A 26,712-nucleotide genomic window follows, 5' to 3' on the forward strand; every position below is an offset into this window, starting at 1 on the left:
CTAGCGGAAGAAAAGAGATGCCAACCAGAATAACGCCGCAGCGACGATAAACCCGATCAACGCCCAGCGGCGCAGCCTTGTCTCCACGCGGGCGGCACGAATATCCGCACGTTTTGAAATATCCTCGGTACTCCGCATGGGATCGGAGGTAGAGCCATGCGGGGCATCCTGAGATTCTTGAGGCGAAGGAGACCCATCTGATTCGGACATAGCCCTAACCTAACGCCACCGAGTCATCATGACCATACCCACCATCATGGCACCCACGCCAATAGTCACATTCCACATGCCAATACCGGGCACAGGAAGTCGACCCTCAAAAATGTAATACGCAATAATCCAGAGAATACCCAGCGCAACGAGCGAAAACATCACTACTCGATACCACAGGGGAGTACCCTCTCTCTGTGTTCCGCTCGTTTCCATCTCGCGAGCGACCTCCAACAGACGGAGCTCGCTCGCATCTTCTTCAACGGCCTTAGCCGATTTCTTGTCTTGTGACTTCTTTGACTTAGTATTGGCAGTCTTTTTCGACTTTTTCGCAGTCGACTTAGGGGACATATTTTCCTCCGCCTCAGATGTATGGGTAACCTTATGTAGTACGTTAAAAACTATCTTTGCAGACTCGCGGGATGATTTCACCTTTCACCGGCGTTGTCATTAAAGAAAGTGTAATGACTGGGACGGTAACATCCCGCTATGGAGGACACCCAAAACTATGGCGCATGCATCCGCGAAAGCGCATCAGGCAGTTCAGCCTCATAAATCTATTCTGCGGTGGACCATCCAAATCACGGGTGAGCTTCTGATCACCGTTGGCCTTGTGCTGCTGCTCTTTGTCGTGTGGCAGCTCTGGTGGACCAATATAGACGCAAACCGTTCACAGTCCCAAGCCGTCGATTCCCTGACGCACGAGTTCAGCTCCGCCGCGCCAGTCGAACAGTGGGATCCCCAAAATCCACCGGAGCCTGAAGCCGAACCCGAACACGGAAAAGGATTCGGGGTTGTCTACATTCCCCGGTTTGGTGCAGACTACCAGCGCCCCACCGCACAGGGTACCAGCGCAGACGTGATCGATACCCTCGGTTTGGGACACTACGACGGAACCGCCATGCCGGGTGGTGTGGGCAACTTCGCGCTCGCAGGGCACCGGCAGACACGCGGTGCAGTGCTCGACTATATCGATAAGCTGCAGGTGGGCGATCACATTTATGTGCGCACCAAAGACGGCTACTACACCTACACCGTGTATGAGCATGTGATTGTGCAGCCTGACAATATTGAGGTGATCGAGCCGGTTCCGAGCAAGCCCGGACAAGAGCCCACGGAGCGCATTATGACGCTCACGACCTGTCACCCGCGTTACGGTGACACAGAACGTTATATTGTGCACGCCCGTTTTGAATCCTGGCAGCCTAACTCTGCTGGCGCGCCTGCGGAAATTGCCCAAGCAGCCCAGAACCCCGCCTAACCCGAGAGGATATAACATGTACGGTTGGATTTTTCGCCATCTTCCCGGACCTCTATGGGTTCGCATCATCATTGCTATTCTGCTTATCGCCGTGATCGTATACGCCCTCATGGAATTCGTGTTTCCGAATTTTGCCGAGTACGGTCCGTTCAACTTTGACGTTACCATCAACCATTAGCGGCGCTTGCCAAAGGAGAAGCCATGACCCGCATCCTGGTTATCGATAATTACGATAGTTTCGTGTTCACCCTCGTCGGATATCTGCAGCAGCTCGGAGCCGAAACAACCGTAATCCGCAATGACGAGTACGACCTTGATACCGTTCTCACAATGGCTGCCGAGTACGACGGCCTGCTGATCTCTCCGGGGCCGGGTGCGCCTGCAGAAGCCGGGGTCATTATCGATACCATTCGCTGGGCTGCGCAGACCCATAAACCCCTGCTTGGCGTGTGTCTGGGGCATCAAGCTATCGCGGAGGCGTTTGGCGGCACCGTCACGCACGCCCCCGAGCTGATGCACGGCAAGACTTCAACCCTGGTTCACGAGAACGACTCGGTATTCAAAGGCGTACCGAGCCCCTTCACTGCGACTCGTTACCATTCGCTGGCGGTCGTCCCAGAGACTATGCCTGAGGTCCTAGAAACTACTTCGACGACTGAGAGCAGCATTATTATGGGGCTGCGGCACCGGGATGCGCCCATGCACGGCGTGCAGTTCCACCCGGAATCCGTGCTTACCGAGAGCGGTTATCTGATGCTGGGTAATTGGCTGGAAGAAACGGGGCTTGAGGGGGCCGCTGAGCGTGCTAAATCGTTGTCCCCACTAATTGCCTAGTGGCAGCGGTAAAGGCGCCTGACAGACCCAAGTAGGTCTGTCAGGCGCCTTCTCTATGTGTGGTACAGCCGAAGAAACATATGTGGGGCGTGCTTTAGATTTTGAATCTAAAGCACGCCCCACAACATATGACCAGGATTTACCTGAGCAAACCAGCCTTACCTTTCTTCTTTCTCCTCATTTTCCTTGCCGTTTTGTACGGCCTTGGATGAAGGAGCAGCGGCACTTGGCGTTGCAGAAGGTACAGGAGCGTTGCCCTGCTGGCCCTGTTGGCCTTGCTGCTGTTGATTCTGCTGCTGATTACCTTGCTGGCCCTGTTGGCCTTGCTGCTGTTGATTCTGCTGCTGATTGCCCTGCTGACGCTGGGTGTTGTTGTTATTATTCGTCGACGGGGTAGTCGCACGCGGTGAGGCAGATGCGGTCGCCGCCGGGGCAGCTGCCACACGAATAGTAACCGTGCTGTTCTGGGCCACCAGAGTACCCGCAGCGGAGCTCTGAGAAATCACCGTATTCGGTGCCGCAGAGCTTGTCTGAACGGTCTCAATATTGGTGTTGAGCAGAACATCGGACGCGGTCAGAGCCTCAATAGCCTGATCCTTCGTCAGACCCACGAGCGAAGGAACCTTGACCTTACCGGAGGACAGCACCAGGTTCACGTTGCTGCCAGCCTCGATCGTGGTCTTACCGTCGGCATCAGTTTCAGCCTTCTCAGGCTCCAGAGAAACCACCATACCGGCGGGAACGGATGCGCTCTCAACGGTGCTGACGCGACCATCCTTAAGGCCGAGCTCCTTCAGAGCGTTGCGCACATAGGCTTCGCTCTGACCCTGCAGGTTATCGGGCAGGGTTACGCGCTCGGGACCATTCGAGTAGGTTAGCGATACGGTAGAACCCTTAGCCACCTTCGTACCCTCGCCGGGGCTGACGCTAATAACATCGCCCTTCTTCACGTTCTCGGAGTATGCCCCGCGGCTCTCCACGGCAAAGCCAGCATTGCGCAGCTGGCTCTCAGCGTTGTCCTTCGATTGGTTCATCACGGTAGGAATAGCGACCTGCGGAACTTCATTGAGCTTACCCTGGTAGTACAGGAACGAGCCGATACCCAGCAGAAGCGAAGCCGCAATAGCAAGACCAACGAGGAAACGAACCCAGGTTCGCTTACGGGGCTGCTCGGCGGGAAGGAACTCTTCCTCTTCAACAAATTCTTCTCCGCCGTACTCATCGTCGTCGAAGAAACCGTTGAGGTTCGCATCTTCTACAGGAGTCGAAACCTGCGGCATGGTCGTGGTGTAGGCATCGAAATCAACCTCACCCGTACCGGTGCCTGCAGCACCTGCCGCGGGAGCCTCAAGAGGCGCAAAAGCGGTGGTCATGGAGTCATCGGGAACTTGTTGCGGCATACCGCCGCCAACCTGCAGACCCGCTCCCTGACGGATCGCCTGCGAAAACTCATCGGCGGTCTGGTAGCGATCATCCGGGTTCTTGGCAAGGCCCCGAAGAATAACTTCATCAAGCTCAGGGGGTACGCTCAGCGGACTAAAAGTACTCGGTGCGGCGGGAGTCTCGGTAAGATGCTTTGCCGCCAAGTCGACGTTAGTTTCCGCATCGAAGGGGGAACGTCCAGCGACCATTTCATACAGCACGCATGCTGCCGAATAAAGGTCGCTTCTCGCATCAACTTCTTTACCACTGACCTGCTCGGGAGACATGTAGCGTGCGCTACCCATCACCACGTTGGCCTTTGTCAGAGCCTCGCCAGCCTCTTCAATAGCTCGGGCGATGCCGAAGTCCATCACCTTAATCTGACCCGGCTGCCCCTTCGCGGCGTCTTCCTCGGTTCGGGGAAGCACCATAATATTCGCGGGCTTAATATCGCGGTGGATAATACCCATTGAATGACTGTATTTCAGAGCGCTCAAAAGCTGCTCTGCGTACCCCACCGCATCACGCACGGGAATGTACCCGCCCGACGAAAGGACACTGCGCAGCGTCCTGCCATCAACGTATTCCATAATGATGTATGGGATCTTAGCCTCGTCATCGTCAGCGGCATCATCAACACCGTATCCGCTGTTGGGATCTGACGGGGAATAAGCGCCCGTGTCGTATACCGCAACGATACCGGGGTTGTTCAGGGATGCGACAGCCTCCGCCTCACGCTTAAACCGTGAACGGAAGGTTTTGTCTTGGGCCTGCTCCGGGCGCAGGATCTTCATCGCGACCTTACGACCGAGACGAATATCCTCCGCCGCGTATACGGTAGCCATCGCACCGGTACCGATAACATCGAGTACCTTATAACGGCCATCTACCGTTTCAGGAACCAACAGGTCCATACGTTCTCCTGGGGTAAAAATAGTTTTTGATGTGAGTGGACTCAGACACTAACGCCCAGTACGAGGACTAGAAGAAGTCGACGCGCCTGAAGGCGTAGCTGCGGATGGCGACGAGTCAGAATCCGTCCTCGTACCTGAAGACTCATTAGCTACATACATCTCTACCTTACTAGGAACTGACACTTTAGTGCCAGAAGAAGGGCTGGTGCGCAGCACCGTACCGGGCTGTGCGGTGTCCGAATGCTCGAAGTGAAGGTTCACGTCAACACCAAGCGAGGTAATCGTCCGAGAAGCCTCTTCGTAGTTCTTCCCATCAACATTAGGTAGGGTCGCGCCCCTGGAACCGCTTGAATAACGCACGGTAATGGTGCTGCCTTCGTCTACCGAACCAGCCGGTGAAATCGACAGAACGGTGTTGGCTGGCTCTTCAGACTCAACACTTTCAGTCCTGGGCGAAAGGCCCAGGTTCTTCAGGTCATTGACAACATCCTGAAGGGGACGACCCTCGTAGCTGCGTGCCTGCAGGTTAATTTTCTGCTTCTGAGTACTGCTCGCAGCCGAGGACTCCTCGCTCGGGGTGGCTACCGTGACGGTACCTTCCGCAGAGCTGGGTGTTGCCGAGCTGGTGGTATTCGGAGTGGGGGTTGCACGGCTATTTGCCGCCCAGACAGCCCAGAGGATACCGAGAATAAGCACTAGTGCCGCAACGATAGCGGCGATCCATACCCAGCTGCGTTTCTTCGGCCCCTGTTGTGCCGTACGCGCGGCCGCAGCCTTCGACCCGGGCTCGGGGATCGGAGCCGTCGAAGGACCGGGTGTGAAGCGCGACCCAGATCCGAACTTCGGAGCGGCGGATGCCGAAATAGGCTCGGCGATCAAGGAGGTCTGGGCAGTATCCAGATTCTCCGGCAAGAACGCCTCAAGCGTGGGCACGGCCTTAATCGCGGCAGGAATATCGCGACGGCGAATAGCATCAATAGCGGATGCCAGCGCGGTAGCATCCTTAGGACGCTCCGCAGGATCCTTAGCAAGCAGGCACATAATCAAGGCGCGGGCAGGTGCCGGGATGCTCTCCGGCAGCGGTGGTGGCGGATCGTTCACCTGGGCTAGAGCAATCGCGATCTGTGATTCACCCGTGAACGGGCGGTGACCGACCAGGCATTCGTACCCGATAATACCCAGCGAGTACATATCGGAGGACGGGGTTGCAGGTTGACCGGTTGCCTGTTCGGGTGCCAAATACTGGGCTGTACCCATCACCTGACCGGTAGCGGTCAGCGGAACCTGGTTCGCAAGCCTAGCAATACCGAAGTCGGTAACCTTCACCCGATCATCCGGGGTGATCATCAGGTTACCGGGTTTCACATCGCGGTGCACGAGGCCCTGAGCGTGCGCAGCAGCCAACGCGCGAGCCGTCTGCGCAATAAAGTTCAGGATGCGATCCGGCGGCAGCGTGCCGTCGCGCTCGATGATGCTCGACAGCGGCTCGCCTGGAACCAACTCCATCACCAGGTATGCAGAGTTATCCTCTTCACCGTAATCGAACATATTGGCAACACCGGGGTGGTTCAAGAGCGCGGTATGGCGTGCCTCCGCACGGAAACGCTCCAAGAACCCGGGGTCACCCGTATACTCCTCTTTCAGGATTTTAACGGCGACGGTGCGTCCGAGAACCTTGTCGCGAGCTTTCCAGACCTCACCCATACCGCCGATAGCGATACGTTCGGTTAGGGTGTAGCGCCCGCCCAAGGTGATATCAGCCGAAGGCCTCACTTGTTCAACACCGCCTCAAAAAGTTGTTTACCTGCATTTGTCGAAAGCTGGGAACCGGTTGTTGCATCCATATCCTCATAGACCACCGCAATGGCGATCTGAGGATCATCGGCGGGTGCAAACCCGGTAAACCAAGAGTTATTCAAACCACCCGTAGTTTCTGCGGTACCGGTCTTACCAGCAACCTTATACCCGGGCACGCCTGCGTTACGGGCAATACCGTTATCCACAGAGTTCACCATCCATTGTTTCACCTGATCGGCGACTTTAGTAGAAGTTGAGGTGCGCAACTTCTCGGGTGAGAACTCGTAGAGCACGCTCAAGTTACTGGTTTTGACAGAACGAATCATATTGGGCTTCATCTGCACACCGCCGTTAGCGATCGCAGCAGAAGTCATCGCCACCTGCAGCGGGGTGGTGCGTACATCGTACTGACCCACGGATGCCTGCGCCAGCTGGCTCTGCGACATACCCTTCGGGAAGCTCGACTTAGCCACCGCCAACGGAATCTTCAAATCCTGACCATAACCAAAGTTTTCGGCAGTCCTAGAGATCCTATCTTCACCCAAATCCATTGCGATCTGCGCAAAAGGAGTGTTGCAGGACTGCGCCATAGCCCATTCAATCGTAGCCTTAGTGCGTCCTCCACACTGACCGCCCGCATAGTTCGGAAGCGACACATTGGTTCCCGGAAGGGGAAGCTGTGCGGGGTTATCAATTGTGGAGTTCGCATCATATTTGCCGGACTCCAGAGCCGCAACGGCATCAATAATCTTGAAGGTTGAGCCGGGCGAATAGGTGTTACCCGCAATAGCACGGTTGTAAAGCGGGTTATTCGGATTCGAGTTCAGTTCCTCATAGTTGCTGACTACCGTAGACCCATCGTGGGATGCGAGCGTATTCGGGTCATATGAGGGAGACGAGGCCATCGCCAAGATTTCGCCAGTCTTGGGGTTGATCGCCACAATAGAACCCTTACGGCCCTGCAGCAGGTTGTTAGCAAGCTCCTGAAGCTTGGAATCCACGGTGAGCTCGACGCTCGCACCGCGTGCCGAAGAACCCGAGAAGAGCTGAGCAACACGATCGTAGAACTGGCTGTCGGAAGTACCCGAAAGCTCCTTGTCCATAGCAGACTCGACACCGGTAGAACCGTACACTGACGAGAAATAACCCGTCAGCGCCGCATACTTTTCCGGCTCAGAGTACACGCGCTGATAGTTATACTCATCATCCGATTTCACCGACGAGGCGATTTCGGTTCCATCGACCACGATAGAGCCACGGTTAGCACCGTAGTTATCGTACAGAGAACGCGAGTTCCACGGGTTATCTTTGAGAGATTCGGTGTCGAAGAATTGGATATAGCTCAACGTACCCATGAGCAGGATAAAAACGCAACCTGCGGCCATCCACATGCGGCGAATTGCCCTATCCATTGCGGTCACCTCCTGCTTGTTGAGTTGAAATACGGGCGAGAACGCTGGTTGCGCCCTCAGATTCATAGCTGTAGTCTTCGTGGTCGATACTTTCGGGAACGTCGAACCCGACCACGACGTGAGGCGCTCGCGCGGTATGCGAAATCGAAAGCCACAACGCCACGATAATCCAGTTAGCCACCAGGGATGAACCACCAGCAGACATAAACGGTGTGGTCAAACCGGTCAGCGGAATTAACCGGGTTACACCGCCAACCACCACGAAGAGCTGAAGCACCATAACCGTGGAAAGGCCCGCCGCCAAGAGCTTGCCGAAACCGTCACGAGTGCCCAACGCCGCGCGGTAGCCACGCGAGATGAGGATGAGGAACATCATCAAAATAGCGCCCAGGCCGATCAGACCGAGTTCCTCACCGAGAGAAGTAATAATCATGTCCGAGTTAGCGAACGGCACCAAAGAGGTACGACCCTGGCCCCATCCACGGCCGAAGAGACCGCCGTAAGACAGACCGAAAATACCCTGAAGGATCTGACCGGAACCACCGCTGGAGGACATATAGACCTCGGGGTCAAAGGCATGCATCCAGCCATAGATACGGGCGTGCACGTGAGAAATGGAGTTGTAGGCGAAGTATCCGCCAACCACCACGCCGACACCGCCGACTACAAGCCAGGAAATCTTGCCGGTCGAGAGGTACAGCATCGCCATGAACAGCCCAAAGAACAGGATTGCAGAACCCAGATCCTTCTGGAAAACCAACACGCCGATGCTGACCATCCACGCCAAGAAAATTGGGGTCAAATCGCGCAGACGCGGCAGATTGATGGGTCCCAGACGCTTACCCGCTGTGAGAATCAAATCGCGGTGTGTGGACAGGTAGCCTGCAAAGAAGATTGCCAGGGTAATCTTGGCAATTTCGCCGGGCTGGAAGGTACGCCCGCCGAGCCTGATCCAAATCCGTGCGCCGTTGATTTCGGTACCAAGGCCGGGAATAAGCGGCATGATAAGCAGGATGAAGGAGAGCACCAGCGAAATATAGGTGATCTTACGCAGCACTCGGTGATCCCGCAGGAAGTACAGCACAACGGAGCAGAGGATCATTGAGAAGCCCGTCCAGAACAGTTGCGACTCGCCCACTGGGGCCTTCTGCATGGCGGGATCCTTGTCGATGCGGAAAATCATCGCCAGCCCGATCCCGTTGAGCGCCACAACAAGCGGCAGAATAAACGGATCGGCGTAACGCGCCCGGAATTGAAGCACCAGATGCGCGATGAGCGCGCACACACCCAACACCACGGTACCTTGAATCCACGGGTTTTTCCCCATATCCCACGCCGTTTCGGGGTCAATCAGGTACATGGAAAATGAACCGATGCCGACCGCAACCACGAGCAGAACAAGCTCAATCAGGCGACGCGAACGGGGTATGTGTGCATCACGCAATAGCCTAGCCACGATTACCACCTTCCGTTGCTGAAGTTTTTTGACCTGTCTGCGCGCCGGACGAAGCCGCACCGGAAGGCTGTGTATTCCGGTCATCCTGCAGATTCACCTGAGCCTGCATGCGGTTTACGATAACCCGTGCATCGTCAAGATTATCCGCGTGAATCGTATTCTTCAAAAGCGTGCGGGTATGTTCGGGCAGCTGTGAAGTTTCCACTTCGCTTTCCTCGACCACATGGGAGAGATGGATTGGCCCCAACGACTGCGGAACTCCGTTATAGACGGCGACCTTACCGTTATTTTCGCCAACGTAGTAGCGGCCCTCAACCCATTTCAGCCCGCTCCAACCCGCAATGAGCGCCAGCACAAGGATTACGGCTGCACTCACCAGCAGAATCGGGCGCCGACGGCGTCGAATTGGGTCCGCCAGAAGCTCTTCAAGCTCGTCCGGCAGCTTTGCGGGTTCCTCGGTGCTCATCGGTACGCGCTGCGCCAACGAGGCTCGATGCTCCAGGGTGCGGCTCGTCACCGCCGGAATACGCCCGGTCTCTGTTGCTACGGATGCGCTGCCCACCAGCTGATGTGGGCGAGAGCCAAGCTCGTGGCGCAAAATCGCGGCATTCGTGCGGGCAAAGTACACCGCATCCTGATCGCTCGCGTCGCCATCGTGAGGGAAGGAATCCGTGAGGTCACGGGCGCGGCGGAACTTCTTGAGCGCGCGGTCGTGATCGGACAGACCCTCTTCGGCGTTTACTTCCTCGGTGATTTCCTCAAGCTCAGAGGTTGTCAGTGAGGTATCGATCTCGCCGGTCTCTGGCAGGGCAGAAGGACCTACAGGTTCGTCGGCGGGAAGTTCTTCGCGGTCAATAACCTGTACAACCACGACCGTCACGTTATCGGGTGCGCCGCCGTCGAGAGTCATCTGGATAAGAACGTCCGCGATCTCACCCAGATCATCGGTGGAACGCATGACGGCTTCGATCTCTTCATCAGAGACCACTGCCTCTAAACCATCGGAAGCAAGCACCCAGCGCTCACCGGGAATGGCTTCTAACGTCTGCAGCTCAAGCTCGGGGGAGGCATCGACATCGCCAAGCACGCGCATAATCACGTTGCGGTGCGGGTGATTCTCCGCTTCTTCGGGAGTGATGCGGCCCTCGTTGAGAAGACGCTGCACGAAGGTGTGATCGGTCGAAATCTGCTCGAAACCGCCGTCTTCATCGGCGCGTAAACGATAGGCTCGCGAGTCGCCAATATGGGCCATCTCGATCTTTTCGCCGTCCACCAGCAGAGCGGTGCAGGTGGTACCCATGCCCGCAAGGCGCTGATCACTGGTTGCCAGATCATTGATAATGGCGTTGGCACTTTGGATTTCGTCGGCGAGGTATATGCCGCCGGTACCGTCAAAGTCGGGGTGGTCCAAAGGGGTCAGGTTCAAAACGGCGGTAGCGGAAGCGACGTCACCACCGACGTGCCCGCCCATGCCGTCAGCAACAACAGCAAGATAACGCCCACCGTACCCGGAGTCGTCATTCTTGCTGCGTTTCACGCCCGTATCGGAACGGGCTTCAAAGCGAAAGGCTATCTTCAACGATTACCCCCTCAGCTGCATAGTCGTTCCGCCCACACGGAAATCGACACCCGGCTCAATAGCAGTAGCGCGGGTCAGCTTTTGGTTGTTTACGAATGTGCCGTTGGTTGAGCCCAAATCCTCCAAGAACCAGCGAGAACCCTGTGGGAACAGACGGGCATGGCGACCGGAGGCGTAATCGTCCTGCAACGAAACCTCAATATCATTGGCGCGACCGATAGTAACCGGGGAGTCACCCAACTGCATCATAGCTCCCGCCTGCACTCCCTTGGTGATCACCAAGCGGGAAGGACGTGCAGGAGGAGCTGCAATATGCTGCGGTTGCGGCTGCGAGTCTGCGGCAGATTCTACGGGTACGGAGCGGAAGTTCTTACCCAGCCCCAAATCGCGGCGGGCGGCTGCCACCACGAAAAACACAAAGAACCAGAGCAACCCCAAAAACGCAAAGCGCAGTATGGTTACAGTTAGCTCGGATGCCATTAACGTATACCTCCAGAGGCAATTGAGCGGAAGAGAACTCGGGCTCCGCCCAACTGTAACACCGCTCCATCTTGGAGAACGGTAGGGGTTTTCAGCGGAAAACCATTCAGCCGGGTTCCATTGGTTGAGCCCAAGTCGGTGGCAACATAGTTGCCTCCCTGGCGGGAAATCTGTAGGTGGCGGCGCGAAATACCCTTGTCAGCCAGCCGCACGGACGCATCGGAACCGCGACCGATGACGAGAGGTGCCCCAGAAAGCTCATACCGTTGCCCGTTAATATCCACAAAAGCATGATGCGCCGCGGCACGTTGCTGCTGCTGCGGAGGATTCTGCGGGGAACGCGGTTTCGGTGCGGACGCGGCAGGTGCCTGCTGTTGCTGCTGAGGCTGTTCCGTGCGGCGCGGCGGATTAGCCCGCGGTTTTGTAATTCTGGTCGGCAGACCGGTATCACGAGCCGGGGCAACGGGGGCGTAGTCGGAGGCGCCGTGGGCGGCACCGGCGGGAGGAACATAGTTCGTCGCACCCGAGGGCGGAGCCTGGAACGCCTCAAAACTGGGCACAACCTCGAACTCGTCGGCTTCGAGATCGGCAATAGGGCTGAAGGTAATACGTACAGCCCCAATCAGTGAATACCCCTGCGCACGCGCATGCGAAATAGCAAGATTGCACAGCTCAACCGCGAATGGGTTGCCCCACTCCCGCACGCGCGAAAAATCGGCGCTCGAAAAGCGAACGTTGAAGATATTTGGTGCCATTGTGTGACCGCCCTGGTCCACATATGAGGCATCATCCATCGACGTGCGAATACGGTTAGCTACATCAGCCTTTGCGAAGGTGCCAAAGCCTTTAGAAAAGCCGACGGTACGACCGATGCCTTGCTCCAGTCGTTCCAACTTATCAAATAACTTCATTGCCTCCTCCTTTATGGCTCGGGCCGGATGTCACCCCTGGCATCCCGTGGTTGGGAACCCGAAGGGTTCAGTCTAGCTTTTGTAGCTGTGCATTTGCTGTGTCAGGTGTGAGTGCACACACCCAACTCTATTCTAGGGGATAGTGTGACCACCATGCCGATAATATACTTTTTACTCGTAAAATATAGACTCGAAAACCCCAAATGTTGCCGACACAACAAAAAATCCCCGGCTCATCAGAACCGGGGATTGCTGGTGCGCGAGGGGGGAGTTGAACCCCCACGCCCTCACGGGCACACGGACCTGAACCGTGCGCGTCTGCCTATTCCGCCACTCGCGCAAGTGTCATACGACCCAAAGAGCCGCAGGCAACATATAGAACTATACAGGCTCCGTAACAGACCGTCCACTTCGGTATTCGTGAACTTACTCACCGAAGGTTGAAATTGTCATAGGATATGTTATTTTCCTTCGTCGTGAGGGTTCGAGGTGGTATCGGTTTGGTCTGCGGCGGGCGCATCCTTTTTCTCGCGATGCACGCGCAAAAACCACGCCAGCGCACCAAAATAGGGGAGCACCAGAATGAACAGAAGCCATTTGAGCTTCTGAATCTCGTTGAAGTAGGGGCTGCGATGCACCGTAAAAATGCAGTACAGCACCGAAGCAATCCAGATAAAAATCAGGGCAAGCACTGTGTACTGGTAGATTGCCTGCGCCGTCGGATTCTGAAAAAGCACAAGAGGAAACACCGAAAAACCTAATGTCAGCACGTCTTTAGTATGCCAGAGGATACGCCAAGCGCCCGAGAACATAAAATTTATGTCCTCGGGCGCTGCGGGGAGAGTTATCTAGGTGAAACGTTATACATTCGCAGCCTTTTTGGCGCGTTTGGCCGCAGCTGCCGCATCACGCTCAGCCCAGAACTCGCGGGTGGTCACCTCATCGGTGCCGTCCCAAGCCGCAAGATTCTTAATCTCAGGCATGTCGGATGCTTTGAAAATAGGCTCCACACCGGATTTGCGCTGCCGCTCGTAGTTCTTGAGCACCGCAACGACCTTCGGCGAAAGCCACACCACCGCAATCAGGTTCACAATCACCATGCCCGCGTTGAGCATATCTGCCGTGGTCCACACCAGCTCCAGCGATGCAATTGCTCCGAAGAATACGAAGCCCAGCACCACCAGACGGAACGCCGTCAACGCCCCGGGCTTCTCAGTCACGAAGCGAATATTCGATTCGCCGTAATAGTAGTTGCCGATGACCGAGGAGAAGGCGAAGAGGAAAATCGCGATGGTTAGGAAGTGGGTGGCCCAGGTGCCGAGCTGGTGGGCAAGCGCATCCTGAGTCAGTCCAGCACCGCGGGTCTTATTGCCATAGGTTGGGTTCGACAAAAGCACGATAAACGCGGTGACCGAGCAGACCAGCATCGTATCGAAATACACGCCCAAAGCCTGTACATAGCCCTGCTTTGCGGGGTGCGAAATAGTTGCGGTTGCGCCCGCGTTCGGGGCGGTACCCATGCCGGCCTCGTTCGAGAGCAGACCGCGCTTCATGCCCCAAATAACGGCGCCCATCGTGCCGCCCACTACGAACTCGCGCAGACCGAAAGCACCCTGGAAAATCATGAGCAGAACGTTCGGGATTTCGCCCACATTGAGCGCAACCACGAACAGTCCCAGCAGCATGTACAGAACCGCCATGAACGGCACCATATACTCGGTGACCGTAGAAATGGTGCGGATACCGCCAAAGATAATCGCAGCCGTCAGTGCGGCAACGAAAAGGCCTACCACGATGCGGAAACCCATATTCTCGGTACCGGAAATACCGATATTCAGGGAGTTCGCACCAGCTTCCACGATCGCATTGGTTTGTACCGCGCAGAACACAAAACTATAGGTGAGCACGATAAAGCCCACGAAAATCAGGCCCAGCCAGCGTGCATTCAGGCCACGCTGCATATAGTAGGCAGGACCGCCAATATAGGAATCCTTGCCGCGTTCTTTATACAGCTGACCCAGCAGGGATTCGGCAAAAGCGGATGCGCCGCCCACGGCAGCAATGACCCACATCCAAAACACCGCGCCGGGACCACCCATTGCAATAGCGATCGCCACGCCCGCAATATTGCCGGTACCCACGCGGGATGCCGCCGAAACGGTGAACGCGCGGAACGAGGAAATGCTCTTGCTCCCATCGGCCTCGTGACCGGACGGGTCGGTGAGTACGCGCAGCATCTCGGGCAGGGAACGCCACTGCACGGCACGGGTGCGGATCGTCAAGAACAAGCCCACGACAATCAAGGCAACGAACAGAAAGTTTTCCCATATCCAGCTTTGAATGCTGTCAACCACGCTGGTCGCACCAGCGGTAGAGGCGTTAATGTCCTGAATAAAATTTACAAGTGAGTCCACAGGTTTTCTCTTTCGTCACGGCATAGAAGCGTAATAGGGATAGCAACTATGCGGGCATGAAGGCGCGAAGGTGCAAACCGGGTAGACCGCACGCCAGGGAAAGAAATTCCCTTTAGAAATTACAGGTACTTATTGTTCCGTTGATGAAGGGTGTACGGCAATCTCATTGGGGGTCTTGCTCAAATTTGTAACGAATAATTAATATAGCCGGAACACGGGTGACATTCCGTTTGACAAGCAAAAACATCAAAAAGTTATGGCTGAACCACAATTCATATCAAACATCGTTTAATAGACATAAAAACACTCTCCAGCGGAGAAAATGAATCTTTGACTACATGCTACTTCACGGGTTTAACAAACGGGAAAGAAAGCACCCCGCGAATCTGGGTCTGTGCCATGAGCATCGCCAAACGGTCAATGCCGATGCCCAACCCGCCCGTCGGGACAAGCCCGGTCTCAAGGGCGTACAGAAAATCCTCATCAATCTGCATGGCTTCCGGGTCTCCCGCCGCGGCCTTGAGAGACTGCTCGGTCAGGCGGCGGCGCTGTTCTAAAGCATCCGTCATCTCGGAATAGGCGGTTCCCATCTCCATACCGTTAATCACCAAATCCCAGCGTTCCACCAGATGCGGCTCGCTGCGATGCGCACCCGCCAGGGGAGAGGTCTCCACCGGAAAATCCGTATAAAACGTGGGGAACACGGTCTTCGCCTCAACCAGCTCGCCGTAAAGCTCCTCAAGAATGGCGCCCGCGCCCATGTCATCACGCACATGAATCTGATGCTCATGTGCCAGCTCAAGCAAAGTCTCAAAATCTGTTTCACTCGAAATATCGCGCCCCAGCGCACGCGAAAGGGCCTCGCATACCGAAACTGCCCGCCACTCACCCGAAACATCCGTGAGAGTACGCTCGGTACTGCCCTTCTCGCCCAGCGGAAGTACCTCAGAACCATAGACGGCCCGGGCGGCATTCTTGATGAGCGTTTCAGTAAGCTTGCGCATGACCGTGTAATCTGCGTAAGGCTTATAAGCCTCCAACACCGTGAACTCCGGGTTATGGGTGGCATCCGCGCCTTCGTTGCGAAAATCCCGCCCTAACTCATAAACCGCGCCCAAACCGCCAACCACCAGGCGCTTAAGATACAGCTCGGGCGCAATGCGAAGCGTCAAATCCGCACCATAGGCGTTGATAAAGGTTTTGAAGGGGCGCGCGCTCGCACCGCCATGAATAGTATTCAGAATCGGGGTCTCAACCTCGGTGAACCCTGCATCATCAAGCGTGCGGCGAATGGCAGTGATCAGTGAGGAGCGCATCCGAAGGTTTTCAAGCTGCTGCGGATGCACCAACAGGTCGGTCGAGCGTTTGCGGATGCGCGCCTCCGGATCATTCAACGCTCCGTACGGAATGGGGTGCAGACACTTCGCCGCCATCTGCCAGCTATGCACAATGACGGATGCGGTTCCGGTGCGGCTAGTCCCCGCCGTGCCGGTCACGAGCAGAATATCACCCGTATCGACAGCGGACTTGAGAAGCCGAAACTCGCGCTCACTCACAAGGCTGCGCTCGGCAATAATCTGTACCTGTTTGCCTTCCTCAGACAGGGTCAGGAAGATAACCCCGCCGTGGTTGCGAATAAACCGCACCCTGCCCGATAGGGTAAACTCCCTGCTCGGAAGCGTATGGCCGCTCAGCCCATCGTGCACCTGCACCGTCGAATACTCGCACGTGACTCCCAGCGGGTACGGGTTCATGCCGACATCACGAAGCATCTGCAGGTGACGAATACGGTGCTTGGTCTGATCGCTGAAGCGGTGTTCGGGGGCCTGCGCCTCACCCGGATGCATACGCTCGATCTCGTGCACTCGCGCGATCTGGTCTTCGGTCAGGCGGTGCACTTCATGGCGCTGTTTACGTGCCGAAAAATCAGGCAGGAAGCCCTCGGCAACCCCGGCCGCCGCCGCAACGTTCAGGAAAGCCAGCGTCGGTTCCGCAACCATATAGCGCGGCATCCACTCCGGGGCGAACTTGAGGTTGAAGCGGTACAGTCTCTCCAACTGAAGGAACCTGTCTAAAACCCCCAGTGACCGAGAGGCGAACCTGCTCCAGGCATTAGCGCCGAACTGATCTGCGTTCTCATACACATGGCGGAACATAGCAAAGTTCAGTGAAACACGCGTGATGCCGTAGTCGGGGGCATCCTCCATAAGCTGGGCAACCATATATTCCACGATGCCGTTGGGGCTGTCGGGGGAGCGGCGCATCACATCCAGCGATATGCCGGTGCGGCCCCACGGCACGAATGAGAGGAGGGCAACCATTGTGCCAGCAGAATCATGCGCCGAAACAAGCAGATTGCGACCGTCTGCGGGGTCTGAGAGCCTGTTGAGCGCCATCGAGAACCCGCGCTCAACCTTGCCGTGACGCCAAGCGTTCACGTTATTTTCCACCTCGTGCAGCTGCTCGGGTGAAAGCTCACGATGCCTGCAGATTTTCAGTGTGTAACCGGCCTTACGAACCCGCTGGTGGGCGTGGCGTACCTCCGTAAGCGAAGTATTGTTCAGGCTAAAACGTGAGACCTCTAGAATGGCTTCGTCCCCCATGCGGATTATGCCCAGTCCCCGGCGTGCGAAGGCTCTGGCGCCGTCTTCGCTCACGCTGATGGCGGCGGGAATCCACCCGTAGCGGCGCACCTGGTACATCCACCGGTCGATTGCGGAACCCCAGGACGCCGGATCGCCCACCGGGTCGCTGGACGCCAAACATACCGAACCCACTTGCCTGTAGGTGACAGCGGCACGCATATCCGCCGAGAAAATCACCTGTTTATCGCGGCGTGTTGCAAAGTACGAGAGTGAATCGTTCCCGCCATACTCCTGTAAAAGTTCGCGCAGGCGCAATTCCCGATCGGCGGTCCAGGTATTGGGGACACGGTACCCCCGCACCACCACATACACCGCGATCAGTGCAAAAATTCCGTAGAACACGGATGCTGCCCCCACCACCGTGGCGCCCGGGTTTGCACCCTTGAGCTCGGGAAAACTATCGAGCCCTAACCCCTGCTTGAGCAGGTGGGGAACCGTAACTCCCGGCACGTGATGCCCAAAATACCAGGCCAGCAGGGTTGTCACCGTTAGCCCGCCGAGGAAGACCACGGTTGCCAATACCCATGAAATTCGGCCTATATGCGCCGGGAAAGCAGAGCGTGCCAGGATGAGAAGCGGAATAAAGATAGCCGCCACGATAATAGCCACGGTGTCGAGCGTGGAGGAGAAAAATTCTTCGCTCGGCATCACGTTATCGGGGAAGAAGAGCAGAAGCGCGCTTCGTGTTCCGATGAGGATGCCGATGACTTGAAAGAAAATGACGGCGTAGAGGGCGGCCCGTTTACGGGTGATCAGGGCGGACGTCATGACCACCATGATGACTGCGCTCACCAGCGTATGACTTGATGGGATGTTGAGCAGGCTCGCGGTGATTTCCCACCAGGTGAACCCGTGGCCCCTGCGAAGCGGGGAAATAATCCAGGTGAAAAGCGTCAGAATTGTTGCGATTGAGTAGATACCGATAACCCAGCGGGCGATGATTTCCGCATAGCGTGATGTCGTGTGATGGGCTTCTGTGCCCTGTTTCTGATGTGCCATAAACCGTTCTCCACCAATCACTCGGTACATTTCATTCTACGGACATACCGTGTGTATGCGCAGAACCTGAGGACGTAAGACAGCGCACCTTTGGGGTGGAGGTCGAAAGCGCTGCCAGGGGTCGCCGTACAGGGGGTGCTTTGAGCGCCATATGGCATACGCGATAGACTTCCCGCCATCGATATATTCCAAAAATAGAATATATCTGAAAGGGCGCAGCATGGTTAGAGGTGTTGGGTTGGATGTTTAGAAGAAAGTTCTCAAACCTGCGAAATATCAACTATATTCCGGAATGAGAATATAAAAATCCGGTGGTGATTCTTAGGAGTGTCACCACCGGATTCTTAATAGTAGAGCAGGGTATTCACCGATCTCTCCCCACCGAAGACAGACCGTCTAGGATTGTGATTTACGCTGCTGGAACACGTCTGGAATGCCATCCATGTCGGCATCCACGCTCTCCTTTTCTGCCAATAAACGGTAGTGCTTATTGCGGCGGGAGAGAATCAGAGCACCCAGAATTGCGGCGGTCACTGAACCGAAGAGAATAGCGATTTTGGCGTCTTCACCGTGCGGCGATCCACCGGTGAATGACAGTTCTGCCACCAGAAGCGATACGGTAAAGCCGATACCGCCGGTAACCGCAAGGCCTATGACGTCAATCCACTGCACATCCGGGTCTAGGTTGGCGTGCCTGAACCTGGTAACCAGCCAGGTGGTTCCCGTAATACCGATGGTCTTGCCGAAAACGAGGGCGAGCATAATACCCAGGGAGACCGAGTCGGTGAGGGCCCGCTTAAGACCGTCAAAACCGCCCATAGCAACACCGGCGCTAAAGAAGGCGAAGACCGGCACGCAGATACCCGTGGAAAGCGGGCGGAAACGATGCTCGAAAACCTCGGCGAGGCCTGCATCCGCGCCCGCAGCTTCGGTACGTTTATTGAATTTAACTGGAACACAGAAACCAAGCACCACACCGGCAATAGTTGCGTGAATACCGGATTCAAGGAAAAGAGCCCACGTGATAAAGCCCAGGGGCAGAAGCAGAATCCACGCCGCGGCGGGCTTGAGGTGCAGCATTTTTTCACCGCGATAGGCGATAAAGGCGAATAGCGAGATAGGGATGATCGCAAGGAGCAGGTATTCGCCATGGAATGTGCCGGTGTAGAAGATTGCAATAATGCAGATAGCGATCAGGTCATCAACCACCGCTAGGGTAAGAAGGAAGATACGCATTGCCGAGGGCAGGAACGTTCCCACGCCCGCCAATACGGCAACCGCGAAGGCAATATCGGTTGCCGTGGGAATAGCCCAGCCATGTATAGCGGTGGGGCTGCTGAAGTTGATAGCGGTGTAGATGATGGCGGGGGTAATCACGCCGCCGAAAGCCGCCGCGATGGGAACAATTGCGGTTGCCGGTGATTTGAGGTCACCGATCGCGAACTCTTTTTTGAGTTCAAGACCGGTCAGGAAGAAGAATATTGCCAAGAGACCATCTGCCGCCCAGGTGCCTATCTTCATGTGAAGGTGGTGAAATCCTGGAACTTCGGGGCCTATAACGGTATCGCGCACCCCAAAATAAACATCTGCCAGTGGGGTATTGGCAAGAACTACCGCGAGGACGGTCGCCACCAGCAGGATGCTGCCGCCCACGGACTCCGTGCGCAAAATATCTGCAACTCGCTTAGAGTTGCTGTAGGATCCGCGGCTGAAAACTGTATTTTCTGAATTCGGTGTCTGTGATTGGGTCATATTCTCTGTAGTTATCCTCCGGATAGGAATAATTCTTACTATTCTAACGCTCCTACCTAGGAGATGGTATTTTTTGCTTCTAAAGGTATAAATATACTTAACCAATATATGCCATTTTGGGCATATATTCTATAACGTAAGCGAAATTTCAGGGTCAATATAAATATTCTCGCCCCTGCCGTAATATCGACTCGGAGCGAGAATATAAAAATTATGCAATTATGAGGTGTGAGGCACCTTAGGACCCTGCAACGGCAGGAGCGGAGCTGTCTTCGCCATGCGACTCATCGAGCTCACGAGCCACATAGTTTTCGATGTCGAAGAGGTTTCCGTTTGCACGCTTCACAATGGTGACGAGAGTTTCCATCGATGCAACTTCCTCAACCTGTTCCTTCAGGAACCAGAGGATGAACTGCTCACCCAGAGCATAGTTTTCGTTGCGTGCTGCGGAGAAAAGAGCCTCGATCTGACCAGTGACTTCCTTTTCCTGCGCCAGGGAAAGATCCACGATTTCCTGAACGTCCTTAAAATCATTCTTGACGCTCGGAACTGCGGGAATCTCAACCTTGTGGCCGCGATCCAGCTTGTACTGAACCATCATGAGGGCGTGCCCACGCTCCTCCAAAGACTGGCGGTAGAAGTAACGCGCCAACTGGGGAAGGTCCTCACCATCAAGCCAAATCGCCATTGAAAGGTATTGGTGGGATGCGGCAAACTCGTGACCGATCTGTTCGTTGAGCAGATCGTAGAAGGACTTAGACATAACTTTTCTCTCCTTGAAATTAGGGTGTGTGTTCTATTCGCGTAGGGTACAGTGCAACGCTGTCGAACCCATCATAGAGGGCCGAATCAGCACTGTATAGAGAGAAAAGGCTAATCTGGAGGCGTATTTAGGGGTTCCTGAGCTCGGTCTATCACACCACAACAGAACCGTTATGATGTGCTCGCAAGCCTCGGAAAATCCGGGTGTATTCGTTCGTGCAGGCTTAGGCGGGGTAACTTCCGCGCCGCAAACTCGACGATGAAATAAGTTTAGAAGGCTTATCGCCTAAGATGCTTTCGCCGATATTAGCTAAAGCACGCACCTGATCTTCCGTGAGGTGGTCGAAAATCTCGTGACGTACCTGTGCTACGTGACCGGGTGCCGCATCCTGAAGCTTCTGCAAACCCTGAGGAAGCAGATGGCAAATGCTGACGCGGCGGTCTTCGGCGCTGAGTGACCGGGACACGTACCCGTCTTTCTCCAGTCTGGCGACCACGCGCGAAAGACGCGCCGGCAGAGTGTTTGTGACCAGTGCCAGCTGCGTCATTGTTAACTCGTGATCCTCTGACTCTGAGAGTCCAACAAGTACCATGTACTCGACATAGCTCAAATCGGCATCCTGCTGAAGCTGATTATCGAGCTGCCGTGTGAGGTTGAAGATGATCGAGCTGATAAACAGCCATCCCTCACGTTCTTCTTCATTTAGCCATTTGGGCTCCGCCTTCTCTGGAAGATCGCCAGAGACGGTGGTTGCTTGTTTGGGCATGAGTGTTCCTCCTCGCACCTCCAGCTTTTAAACTGAGCGCATATATAAGGTGTGTAAAGTTCATTGTACTTGTTAAGACAGCAAACCCTCAGATATTGCTCAAAACTTGGTATGTCTTTCCTTAAAGTACACACTGACGGCACAAATTTGTCCGAAATACGTCACACCATTGTCGGCGTGTCTTCGACAATTTGCCCGGGAAATAGCGCTTCCCGAATGAAATCATTGTAATGATTACCTGTAAAAAATACTTGATAATTCAAGGTTTTACACGTAAAGAAGGTAAAATTTTGAGGCTACTTAGGTAGTACTCGCCAGGAATATTACAAAATGATTAAAAAAATTTGGGAAAAAATACCATTTGGGTTTGCACATGATAAATAAGCGTGTACACTGGTATGCATAACGGGGTCGAAAAAGAAGCCCGCGGGGCGAGACCGGAAGCTCAAACCGACAGGGTTCGACTCTCTATTTATCGGTGATTGTCGTCGGTGTGCAGGTAACCTGCATTTCTACCGGCGGTTGTGCGGTGCGGGTACTGTTCGTGGTTGGGCGGTCCCCGCGCCGTTCTTTTTAAGAATACCCTAAGCACCCCGCCCACACTAGCAAGAATGCCTCATAGGTGGGCAAGCGCACATCAAAAAGATTATGCGGTGTCTACCTCTCTAATCCCCCGATATTTCGGGGGTTTTCTATTAATTTTTCCCCCGACGGTCACGGTCTTGGGGGATTTTTCATACCTTTCTGCACGGCGTGGTGCATGGTGGCTTATACGGATTGTGGGCAGCACGCTAGACCCATACCTTAATATCCCGATCAAGCAGGATGCGCCCGGCGTGTCGCGTTCCTGCGCATTCTGACGTTCACAGGCGTGCATGACCTCTCTCGATACGTGGAACGACAGGGGCAGGCAGTGTAAGCGTGCTCTGGAGATGCGGCTGATATGACCCCCAATGAACTCTTCCCAAGGCTTTATCCACAGTACTTTTCCACAGTGTGGAGAACTTACACGACTGTTATTAGGGAATCTGGCTCACATACGCATCACGCCCACTGTGTCTTAGAACGCGCCCGCTAATCCGTGCAAATACGCAAAAATAACTCTGCTATGAAAATCTTCGGTAAGCGTATCCAGAATTTTGAGGATGTCGAGACAAGTTTTAAACAGATACTTTCCACACCTGTGGAAAACTTTGTGAACAATTTCCACCGGTCATTATCCACAGAATAGGTTGCGCACTATGAACACACTAAATTCTGCTTGTGAAAACTATATGCGGTACTAGCGTGTGAGTTTTTATGGGCGAAAAGACGCTAAAACACAGCGAACACGGTAAAAATTACACGTAACATAACGGCATGAATTTTCGGCTTTTGGCATCATAAATCGTTGCTATCTATGCGCGACAAAAAATATCATTATGAGTTATCCACAAAGTTTATCCACAGCGTGGATAACTTACATACCTGTTATTTGCGGGTCTGAACCCCGCAAAAATCCGGCAAATACTCCGAAATCGTGATGAATTTGAAATAAAATCCACGGGTTTATCCACTCCTGTGGAAAACTTTCTCCACCCTATGCACAGCATCCCCGCACAATGCCCAGAACCCACTGAACTCGCAGGCAAACGCTGGTACCCTTGTAACGACGCCATCTTCTGATTGAAAGGGCATACACCATGGCTGAAAAGTACACTCTTCCCGAGCTCCCCTACGACTACGCGGCGCTCGAACCCCACATCTCCGCAAAGATCATGGAGCTGCACCACGATAAGCACCATGCAGCCTATGTTGCAGGCGCAAACGCAGCCCTAGAGCAGCTTGAGGAAGCACGCGCAAACGGCTCCTACGGCAACGTTTCCAAGCTGTCCAAGGATCTCGCCTTCAACCTGGGTGGTCACACCAACCACTCCATCTTCTGGAAGAACCTTTCCCCCGAGGGCGGCGACAAGCCCACCGGCGAGCTCGCAGCGGCTATCGACGAGTTCTTCGGTTCCTTCGACAAGTTCCGTGAGCACTTCACCAACGTTGCCCTCACCATTCAGGGCTCCGGCTGGGCAATTCTCGCCTGGGACACCGTGGGCAAGCGCCTCATCATTGAGCAGCTGTACGACCAGCAGGGCAACATCTCGGTTGCACTGATTCCCGTTCTGCAGCTCGATATGTGGGAGCACGCCTTCTACCTGGACTACCAGAACGTGAAGGGCGACTACGTGAAGGCATTCTGGAACATCGTGAACTGGGCTGACGTCGCTGAGCGCTTCGCACGCGCAGTGTCGCAGACCAAGGGTCTGGTGCTTCCCGAGTAGTTCTCAAAGATTAACGATGCGCTCGCACTCAGGGCGTATCGTATACGGGCGGGTGCCCGGTGCCTCTTCTAATGAAGGCGCCGGGCACCCGCTTTGCGCTGTAGAACTCATGGGTTAGTGGCTACACGGTGATGAGATGGTATACAGAACCGCGATGCCCTGAGTGTGCTTGCTGTTCCGCTATACCTCGTTTGACCAATTTGGGCAGTGCATACCGAACCTGCCGTGCGGTTAACTGGGTATCTTCTACGAGATCGGCGACCGTAGCGGGCTTCTGCGCTAAGGCAGAATACACCTGTGATTCTGTGGCGGATAGTTCCTGTGGTACGTCAACATGCTGGGAAGACTGTGCCGCCCGTCGATCCCGTGTGGACTGTGCATCGTCCGTGGAGCGGTAAATGATAACGCGTACCTGAATGCCTTCATCAAGGATGCGCGCCTCGCGCAAACCAGCATTGCGTAAGGCCTGCTGTGCCGCCAAAATACCGCCGCCTTCTCCCTCAATGAGCCGACGACCGTCGCTGAGACGAATATTCTGGCAGATAGCGTACAGCGCCTCATTCACAGCCGCAGGGCGGTGCACAAGACCGACCTGACTAGGTAAGATACCCCAAAAACCACCGGGGCTGATGATCTCAACACGGCCACGCTTGATAAAAATCTGCACGAACTTGCCCGAAGCATCCTGCTCATAACTGCGGTGCACAAGGGCATTCGCCACGAATTCGCGCAGAGCCACCAGAGGAATTTCGGGCTCATCCACCAGACCCGCCCCGTCAGGGGTTGTTACGGTGCGGTTTTTGAGATTACGCACAAGCCAGGCAAGCGCATCTTCAAGCATGGCAGGAATAGGGCCTTCGCCCCGAAAACGGTCATCATTACGGGCTGTACCGCTCATAGACACTACGCCGATAATACTTGCCCCAGAATAAAACTGCTGCGGATAATCCCCCAGAGCACATAGTCCGGCCAAGGTTAAATTGTTCTGCGCGGCGGCGAGAACATTGCGTTTGTGCAGAATTTCCTGGTCAGAGTCATGCCGCAAACGTGCTGAGGAGAGTCGAACCTGACGCAAAAAGTCCTCAGTGTACGGCTCATCTAAATCTTTGATGGACGTGCCAGGAATATTTCGTAGGTCATTCTGTGGTTTATGGCGTTGGGCATACATAAGGCTTAGCGCGTAACTATCCATCGGGTAGTCACCGTCTCCGAGGCGTTGATACGCCACATTACCTTTAAAGCAGGGGCGTTCCTGTACCGGTAACCCTGGAACAGATACGATGAGCACCTGATGATCGCCCAGAACCATATCGGTGGTTTCTACCGCGATTTTTGGTTTGAGATTCTGCGCGGCGTCAATAATTTTTGCTCGTAAATCTTCAAGATCGTAAACGCCCACGGGGGCAAAATCTTGGGATTCGTCCACGCCGCATATGATGGTGCCACCGTCAGGAAGGTTGGCAAAGCTACAGATAGTCTCAGCAATGGACGATGGATAACCGTTATGCGCCGACTTCACCTCAACGGTCAGGCTATCCCGACCGAGGAGGCGTAGCTCATTCAGAGTTTGTGTCACTTCTTCAGGCGTATACATGTAAATATTGTAACTCTGAGAGTGACAATATGAGTGTCTGACCGGGGTGAAAGTTACAAATCTGGTGATTTTGGGTGACAAAATGTAACTTTCAGACGGGTTTTTGTCACTTTGGCATGAAAAACGCGAGTGAAGGTGACAAAAATGTAACTCTCGATGGCAATTGTGTAACTTTCACCGAGGAGTCAAACAGGTTCCCTTTGAATTTTGCGGACTTCCGAAGGGGCACACATACTCGTGGCATGCTCTCGAAAGCGTAAAAGCGGGAGCGGGTAAAACTGGGACGGGCCGATGCTCGCTAGGCCGCGCCGAGTTCTTGGGCGAGAAGCGCCATTTTGCGACCGCGACCCCAACGGTAATCCCCGATCACCCCGCTCTCACGAATCACTCGGTGGCAGGGAATAATCATGGCAACCGGATTGTGCCCCACAGCGGTTCCCACGGCACGGGCGGCACCGGGGCGGCCAATACTCTCAGCCACAGACCCATAACTTTGCACGGCACCCTGCGGAATATTCAAAAGCGCACGCCACACCTGCACCTGAAACGGCGTACCCTTCAAATGCAGGGCGATGCGCTCCCCGCCTCCACCGAAAATACTCAACGCCTGCTCGTGAAAAGGATGCTCGCCCTCATGCAGCTGCGCGTTCGGGTATTCGGCGCGCAGGTTCGTGAGAGCCGCATCCGGGTTATCGGCGAAGGCCATATGACATATGCCTTTATCCGTTGCGGCGATCAGCACTGTGCCGAAAGGGGATGCGGCGTAACGCCAGATGATGCGCAGGTTCGCCCCGCCGTTCTTGTACTCGCCGGGGGTCATGCCCTCAATGGTAACGAACGCATCGTGCAGGCGCCCCGTGCCGCTGAACCCGCTCGACCAGGCCGCATCGAGCGTTCTCTGCTGCCCAGCGAGCGCTGCCTTCGCCCGTTCAAGGCTGATATGCTGCAGCATTTTCTTGGGGCTCACCCCCGCCCACTGCTGGAACTGCCGCTGCAGGTATTCGGGGTTCACATGAACCGCCTGGGACACCTGCGCGAGCGTGGGCTGATCTGCGGCGTGGTCATACAGGTACTCGATAGCGGCGGCTATGCGTCCGAACTGGACGGTCTGCTCAATCGGGTCTGTGCTCGCTGCAGAATGGTCTGTGATGCTCAAGGATTCTCCTAGTTCAAGGTCTTAACACTAGAGAA

The 26,712-nt window shown here is 55.1% G+C and carries 21 protein-coding genes and 1 tRNA gene; 4 read left to right on the forward strand and 18 right to left on the reverse strand.

The genetic code is table 11. From position 1 onward, the window contains the following. Both HMPREF0733_RS04475 and HMPREF0733_RS04480 read right to left on the reverse strand, forming a co-directional pair. Window positions 1-210, reverse strand: coding sequence for a hypothetical protein (locus tag HMPREF0733_RS04475; protein ID WP_004006311.1), 210 nt, complete (start codon window positions 208-210; stop codon window positions 1-3). A gap of 9 nt (window positions 211-219) precedes the next feature. Next, the gene (locus HMPREF0733_RS04480) at window positions 220-561 is read right to left on the reverse strand and encodes a cell division protein CrgA (protein WP_013398184.1); all 342 of its coding nucleotides are present in this window, start codon (window positions 559-561) and stop codon (window positions 220-222) included. A gap of 157 nt (window positions 562-718) precedes the next feature. Here HMPREF0733_RS04480 and HMPREF0733_RS04485 point away from each other — a divergent pair, with 157 nt between their 5' ends. Genes HMPREF0733_RS04485 through HMPREF0733_RS04495 form a run of 3 tightly spaced genes read left to right on the forward strand, consistent with a single transcriptional unit; the run spans window position 719 to window position 2,305 of the window. Continuing rightward, complete coding sequence (locus HMPREF0733_RS04485) at window positions 719-1,471, forward strand: class E sortase (RefSeq protein WP_013398185.1); 753 nt, start codon at window positions 719-721, stop codon at window positions 1,469-1,471. 16 nt (window positions 1,472-1,487) lie between these two features. Next, on the forward strand, window positions 1,488-1,649 hold the full coding sequence (locus HMPREF0733_RS11240) for a hypothetical protein (RefSeq protein WP_004006314.1): 162 nt from the start codon (window positions 1,488-1,490) through the stop codon (window positions 1,647-1,649). A 23-nt stretch (window positions 1,650-1,672) separates the two neighbouring features. Further along, complete coding sequence (locus HMPREF0733_RS04495) at window positions 1,673-2,305, forward strand: aminodeoxychorismate/anthranilate synthase component II (RefSeq protein WP_013398186.1); 633 nt, start codon at window positions 1,673-1,675, stop codon at window positions 2,303-2,305. A gap of 158 nt (window positions 2,306-2,463) precedes the next feature. Here the strand turns inward: HMPREF0733_RS04495 and pknB are convergent, their stop codons facing one another. The 14 genes from pknB to HMPREF0733_RS04565 form a co-directional block, all read right to left on the reverse strand. Beyond that, window positions 2,464-4,641: a Stk1 family PASTA domain-containing Ser/Thr kinase gene (gene pknB, locus HMPREF0733_RS04500; RefSeq protein ID WP_013398187.1), complete on the reverse strand. Its 2,178-nt coding sequence runs from the start codon at window positions 4,639-4,641 to the stop codon at window positions 2,464-2,466. Between the two features lie 48 nt (window positions 4,642-4,689). Beyond that, window positions 4,690-6,414 (reverse strand): protein kinase domain-containing protein, encoded by a 1,725-nt coding sequence (locus HMPREF0733_RS04505; protein ID WP_013398188.1) that lies wholly within the window; start codon window positions 6,412-6,414, stop codon window positions 4,690-4,692. After that, the gene (locus tag HMPREF0733_RS04510) at window positions 6,411-7,850 is read right to left on the reverse strand and encodes a peptidoglycan D,D-transpeptidase FtsI family protein (protein WP_004006318.1); all 1,440 of its coding nucleotides are present in this window, start codon (window positions 7,848-7,850) and stop codon (window positions 6,411-6,413) included. Before HMPREF0733_RS04510 ends, HMPREF0733_RS04505 begins: the two co-directional genes overlap by 4 nt. After that, window positions 7,843-9,315, reverse strand: coding sequence for an FtsW/RodA/SpoVE family cell cycle protein (locus HMPREF0733_RS04515; protein WP_013398189.1), 1,473 nt, complete (start codon window positions 9,313-9,315; stop codon window positions 7,843-7,845). Before HMPREF0733_RS04515 ends, HMPREF0733_RS04510 begins: the two co-directional genes overlap by 8 nt. Further along, window positions 9,299-10,885: a PP2C family protein-serine/threonine phosphatase gene (locus HMPREF0733_RS04520; RefSeq protein ID WP_004006320.1), complete on the reverse strand. Its 1,587-nt coding sequence runs from the start codon at window positions 10,883-10,885 to the stop codon at window positions 9,299-9,301. The genes HMPREF0733_RS04515 and HMPREF0733_RS04520 overlap by 17 nt, the downstream gene beginning before the upstream one ends. Window positions 10,886-10,888: 3 nt before the next feature. Beyond that, complete coding sequence (locus tag HMPREF0733_RS04525) at window positions 10,889-11,365, reverse strand: FHA domain-containing protein FhaB/FipA (protein ID WP_004006321.1); 477 nt, start codon at window positions 11,363-11,365, stop codon at window positions 10,889-10,891. Next, window positions 11,365-12,276, reverse strand: a complete 912-nt coding sequence (locus HMPREF0733_RS04530) for an FhaA domain-containing protein (protein ID WP_013398190.1) — start codon at window positions 12,274-12,276, stop codon at window positions 11,365-11,367. The genes HMPREF0733_RS04525 and HMPREF0733_RS04530 overlap by 1 nt, the downstream gene beginning before the upstream one ends. A 253-nt stretch (window positions 12,277-12,529) precedes the next feature. Further along, window positions 12,530-12,616 (reverse strand) — tRNA-Leu (locus HMPREF0733_RS04535). A gap of 121 nt (window positions 12,617-12,737) precedes the next feature. Further along, complete coding sequence (locus tag HMPREF0733_RS04540; protein WP_013398191.1) at window positions 12,738-13,088, reverse strand: PLD nuclease N-terminal domain-containing protein; 351 nt, start codon at window positions 13,086-13,088, stop codon at window positions 12,738-12,740. 48 nt (window positions 13,089-13,136) lie between these two features. Beyond that, window positions 13,137-14,690, reverse strand: a complete 1,554-nt coding sequence (locus HMPREF0733_RS04545; protein WP_013398192.1) for an alanine/glycine:cation symporter family protein — start codon at window positions 14,688-14,690, stop codon at window positions 13,137-13,139. A gap of 341 nt (window positions 14,691-15,031) precedes the next feature. Beyond that, complete coding sequence (lysX, locus tag HMPREF0733_RS04550) at window positions 15,032-18,334, reverse strand: bifunctional lysylphosphatidylglycerol synthetase/lysine--tRNA ligase LysX (RefSeq protein ID WP_244864840.1); 3,303 nt, start codon at window positions 18,332-18,334, stop codon at window positions 15,032-15,034. A gap of 396 nt (window positions 18,335-18,730) precedes the next feature. Further along, on the reverse strand, window positions 18,731-20,086 hold the full coding sequence (gene nhaA, locus HMPREF0733_RS04555; RefSeq protein WP_013398194.1) for a Na+/H+ antiporter NhaA: 1,356 nt from the start codon (window positions 20,084-20,086) through the stop codon (window positions 18,731-18,733). Window positions 20,087-20,324: 238 nt separating this feature from the next. Further along, window positions 20,325-20,849: a ferritin gene (locus HMPREF0733_RS04560; protein WP_013398195.1), complete on the reverse strand. Its 525-nt coding sequence runs from the start codon at window positions 20,847-20,849 to the stop codon at window positions 20,325-20,327. A gap of 223 nt (window positions 20,850-21,072) precedes the next feature. After that, a complete protein-coding gene (locus tag HMPREF0733_RS04565; protein ID WP_004006328.1) occupies window positions 21,073-21,615 on the reverse strand; it encodes a MarR family winged helix-turn-helix transcriptional regulator in 543 nt (180 codons plus the stop codon). Window positions 21,616-23,297: 1,682 nt separating this feature from the next. Here HMPREF0733_RS04565 and HMPREF0733_RS04570 point away from each other — a divergent pair. Then, a complete protein-coding gene (locus tag HMPREF0733_RS04570; RefSeq protein WP_006886979.1) occupies window positions 23,298-23,927 on the forward strand; it encodes a superoxide dismutase in 630 nt (209 codons plus the stop codon). 121 nt (window positions 23,928-24,048) lie between these two features. On the opposite strand, the gene HMPREF0733_RS04575 is transcribed toward HMPREF0733_RS04570, so the two are convergent. Both HMPREF0733_RS04575 and HMPREF0733_RS04580 read right to left on the reverse strand, forming a co-directional pair. Further along, window positions 24,049-25,503, reverse strand: a complete 1,455-nt coding sequence (locus tag HMPREF0733_RS04575; protein WP_244864841.1) for an RNA-binding domain-containing protein — start codon at window positions 25,501-25,503, stop codon at window positions 24,049-24,051. Between the two features lie 316 nt (window positions 25,504-25,819). Next, on the reverse strand, window positions 25,820-26,677 hold the full coding sequence (locus tag HMPREF0733_RS04580) for a bifunctional transcriptional activator/DNA repair enzyme AdaA (RefSeq protein WP_013398199.1): 858 nt from the start codon (window positions 26,675-26,677) through the stop codon (window positions 25,820-25,822). Window positions 26,678-26,712 lie beyond the last annotated feature (35 nt).

It is taken from the genome of Rothia dentocariosa ATCC 17931 (assembly GCF_000164695.2).
Classification (GTDB): domain Bacteria; phylum Actinomycetota; class Actinomycetes; order Actinomycetales; family Micrococcaceae; genus Rothia; species Rothia dentocariosa.

Excerpts from the sequence above, each read along its gene's own strand:
- HMPREF0733_RS04565 (WP_004006328.1), bottom strand. The coding sequence starts at position 21,615 with ATGCCCAAACAAGCAACCACCGTCTCTGGCGATCTTCCAGAGAAGGCG.
- HMPREF0733_RS04540 (WP_013398191.1), bottom strand. The coding sequence starts at position 13,088 with ATGTTCTCGGGCGCTTGGCGTATCCTCTGGCATACTAAAGACGTGCTG.
- HMPREF0733_RS11240 (WP_004006314.1), top strand. The coding sequence starts at position 1,488 with ATGTACGGTTGGATTTTTCGCCATCTTCCCGGACCTCTATGGGTTCGC.
- pknB (WP_013398187.1), bottom strand. The coding sequence starts at position 4,641 with ATGGACCTGTTGGTTCCTGAAACGGTAGATGGCCGTTATAAGGTACTC.
- HMPREF0733_RS04560 (WP_013398195.1), bottom strand. The coding sequence starts at position 20,849 with ATGTCTAAGTCCTTCTACGATCTGCTCAACGAACAGATCGGTCACGAG.
- lysX (WP_244864840.1), bottom strand. The coding sequence starts at position 18,334 with ATGGCACATCAGAAACAGGGCACAGAAGCCCATCACACGACATCACGC.
- HMPREF0733_RS04570 (WP_006886979.1), top strand. The coding sequence starts at position 23,298 with ATGGCTGAAAAGTACACTCTTCCCGAGCTCCCCTACGACTACGCGGCG.
- HMPREF0733_RS04510 (WP_004006318.1), bottom strand. The coding sequence starts at position 7,850 with ATGGATAGGGCAATTCGCCGCATGTGGATGGCCGCAGGTTGCGTTTTT.
- HMPREF0733_RS04530 (WP_013398190.1), bottom strand. The coding sequence starts at position 12,276 with ATGAAGTTATTTGATAAGTTGGAACGACTGGAGCAAGGCATCGGTCGT.
- nhaA (WP_013398194.1), bottom strand. The coding sequence starts at position 20,086 with ATGACCCAATCACAGACACCGAATTCAGAAAATACAGTTTTCAGCCGC.
- HMPREF0733_RS04475 (WP_004006311.1), bottom strand. The coding sequence starts at position 210 with ATGTCCGAATCAGATGGGTCTCCTTCGCCTCAAGAATCTCAGGATGCC.
- HMPREF0733_RS04480 (WP_013398184.1), bottom strand. The coding sequence starts at position 561 with ATGTCCCCTAAGTCGACTGCGAAAAAGTCGAAAAAGACTGCCAATACT.
- HMPREF0733_RS04485 (WP_013398185.1), top strand. The coding sequence starts at position 719 with ATGGCGCATGCATCCGCGAAAGCGCATCAGGCAGTTCAGCCTCATAAA.
- HMPREF0733_RS04525 (WP_004006321.1), bottom strand. The coding sequence starts at position 11,365 with ATGGCATCCGAGCTAACTGTAACCATACTGCGCTTTGCGTTTTTGGGG.
- HMPREF0733_RS04495 (WP_013398186.1), top strand. The coding sequence starts at position 1,673 with ATGACCCGCATCCTGGTTATCGATAATTACGATAGTTTCGTGTTCACC.